Source organism: Vibrio sp. V12_P9A6T4, from assembly GCF_963874835.1.
Taxonomy (GTDB): Bacteria; Pseudomonadota; Gammaproteobacteria; order Enterobacterales; family Vibrionaceae; genus Vibrio; species Vibrio anguillarum.
In genome coordinates, this window is sequence record NZ_CAWNJO010000017.1 from 1 (window position 1) to 3,043 (window position 3,043).

Sequence of the window (3,043 nt, forward strand, 5' to 3'; positions counted from 1 at the left end):
AGCATAACGCCCTGTTAAGGTGTGAGCAACGCAATACCGATGCTTCCGCATACCACCTTAAACACTAAACGCAACGCATAGCAAAAATGCCAAGCGTTGCGAATCACTCTTAAACAGATTGTTATACAGCTGATTCGACAAATAACCCTCTGATTTCATTTTCTAGTCCATTGATAACTTCAAACAGTTTCTCAAAATCGGACTCAGTAAAAGCATAATGTTCTCTATGCCTTTCTTTGACAGTTTTTTCCTGCAATTGGTCACAATACTGCCAATATTGAGATTTTTCCTGCTCTTTATTTCTTTGAAAGGTAACGTATTTTGAGTCTTGTCCATCCCCCTGCGGAACGAAATAGATTGAATTTGTAAGGTTAACAAGACCATCGTCTGCGGTTAAAAGCCAACAGTCTTGCATCTTACCGTCAATATACGTGTTCTGCTGTCCAGCAGTAATTCGGTAATAGACAATATCTCGAGCAGCATTTAAACACTTTGCAAGTAGTTTATCTGAAGAGTTACCGCCTTTTTTAAAGTTATCTTTAATTTTTTTGCAATATGCTCTGAACCGTACATCTTGAACTTCGGCAGTGTTAAAGAATACAAATTTAGCTGCTTCTACTTCAACTGCGCCGATCATATCCGCTTTTTCAGCTAAAAAACCTATTAACTTACAGAACTGTTCTTGTGGTGATAGATCTTGATTTTTTCGACTGATCAATTGTGTTTTAATAATTGTCAAGTAGGTAATAGAGTTAACATATTTCTCCCCTACAGGTAATTCTTTAAACTTTACATGGCTTTCTTTTTCTAGTTTTGTCTTTATGGCTCCCGGATGATCTATGTAATCACGGCAATAACGCTCAAGAAACGTTTCGTATGAGCTATATAAGTCGCTCACGTAAGACGATTCAGCTTCATTCAGTGCAAAGCCAGGAGAAAGGCATAGCCCTCTTACATTGTTCAACGTTTTCACTAGTTCTTTTAACCCAGATGCGTTGAGTGTAATTTCACCTTTCACGACTTGATTCATTTTTGACAGTATGTTCAAGTCAATGATCACTGCTGTCTCAATACTATTCATAGCATTTTTTAGTACTTTAGATTTCTTAAGTTCTGGATTTTTGTGCTTGAGCCTAGCAGGCTTAATAAAAACTGGATTAAACGCCATTAATGTACTCCATTGTTGCTGTATAACGCCCGGCTAAGGGGTTGACAACGCACCACCGAACTAAAAAACATACTGTAAACACTGAACTTCAATTTTGCACTAAAGTCGCCAAGCGTTGGCAATCCCTCTTGAGCCGTTTGTTAGCTGCTGCACTTTAGCCGGAGATTGACTACCCAACAGCCTAATTTAAAACACATTATTGTTTTCAAGCGACAAAGTAAAACGGGCAACTGAGAAACTAAAACCTAACCCACGAAACGTACTTGGCAAAGAAGAAATAATAGGAAAACTGACGAGCTTCTAAGACTTCAATTTACAAAGAATTCTTTCGAAGAAGCCAACAATCAAGTGCGCGAAATCCATTTAAGCGCGAAAGAGCTTCAAAACCAAAGAAGCCACACCAAAGAAATAAACAAACACACCACTTCCCGTAAACAGACTTCGGTTAGTTCAACCGCTTCACGAACAGTGCCACTGGCGAGATACGCGGAAAAGTGCTGACTTTCAGGTGTAAAGCTAGAGCCTCAGACTAAGAAAAATAAGCGCTTAATTTTATGGTTTTTCTTAACCTCAGCTAACGCCGCGTTAAGGTGTGAGCAGCGCTTGGCTATACTTGAGCGAAGCGAAACTGCCAAGCGTTGCGAATCACTCTTAAATGCTTTGTTATGCGATTTTTGCGTGCATTATGTACTGAGGGCCCGCTAGACCACCCAAATACTGTTCAAAACCGTTTTCAAAACCACCTTTTTCGTAACACACTTTAGCTCCTGGATTTTTGCAATTAACTGTCAGGTAAATCCAGTTGAACATTGAGTAGTGTGCTTTTAAGTACGGTATGAGAGCTTTGACCGCCTTCGTGCCTAACCCTTTACCTTGCTGACTAGTGTCGATAGCAAAAGCTCTTAATCCTAGCCCATCTGACGGACAAAACTCGTAGTTAGAAGAATAAGCAACATCCAATTTGAAGAAACCGATTACTGAACCGTTGTTTTTTATGACATGCAAATGAGTTGTCTCACTTGCACTTGATATGAATTCGTCAGCTGTACCGGCAAACTTAACTTGTTCATCAGCTAAACGTATAAGCTTAATTGCCTCAATATTTAATTCGTTAACTTTCTCTATTTCTAACATTTTGCTTCCATACTATTGAATCGCATAACGCCGCATTAAGGGGTGAACAACGCATTCCACCCAAACTAAACCATTGTGCCGTAAACACTTGAGCTGATTCAAACCAAAACTGCCAAGCGTTGTGAATCCCTCTTGAATGCTTTGTTAGGGCTCTGCTTTCGTCAAGCGAGACACGTTTATGACCTTCCCTGCATGATGACTTTCATTTTTTGACATGTAATGAAAACGCCCTTTAACTAACAGATATTTAGTCTCTGCAGGAATAATCGTAATGTATGAGTACTGAGTGGTCACAGAAGGATAAACAAATGAGAAATCCCAATTTAATGGGAAAAAAGCTCCACTACCCAGATCATTCTTAAAATTTAATTGGTGTCTTATGCTTTCCCCACCCAACTCAATTTTGTCTTCATGAGAAATACCACGAAGTTCGCAAATGAACTCTTTAATTTTAAGAGGTACAACGCCCTTATTCTCGAGAGATGCCACAACATTGAGAATGACCATACCATCAACAGTGTCTATAACCTCGGCATCTATGCCGAAATTAATGCGGGGAAAATGTTCTTCTCTTTTTCGCCATTTGAGGATTACACAATACAACCCAAAGAGAGCTGCACTCAAGCTCACCGCCTTTCCTACATATTCAAAAAACAGGGAAATATCCATTACATACCTTTGAGCCCTAACGCCCGGCTAAGGGGTTGACAACGCACCGCCGAACCCAAAAAACACACTGTA

General features: G+C 39.7%; 3 protein-coding genes. All 3 read right to left on the minus strand.

Features of this window, described 5'->3' with window-relative positions; all coding sequences use genetic code 11:
• Positions 1–121 precede the first annotated feature (121 nt).
• A complete protein-coding gene (locus AACQ42_RS00785; RefSeq protein WP_094164792.1) occupies positions 122–1,168 on the minus strand; it encodes a hypothetical protein in 1,047 nt (348 codons plus the stop codon).
• Between the two features lie 663 nt (positions 1,169–1,831).
• Entirely contained in the window at positions 1,832–2,302 is a 471-nt protein-coding gene (locus AACQ42_RS00790) for a GNAT family N-acetyltransferase (RefSeq protein WP_094164793.1), read from the minus strand.
• 144 nt (positions 2,303–2,446) lie between these two features.
• Positions 2,447–2,971: a hypothetical protein gene (locus tag AACQ42_RS00795; RefSeq protein ID WP_062905681.1), complete on the minus strand. Its 525-nt coding sequence runs from the start codon at positions 2,969–2,971 to the stop codon at positions 2,447–2,449.
• Positions 2,972–3,043: the final 72 nt, after the last annotated feature.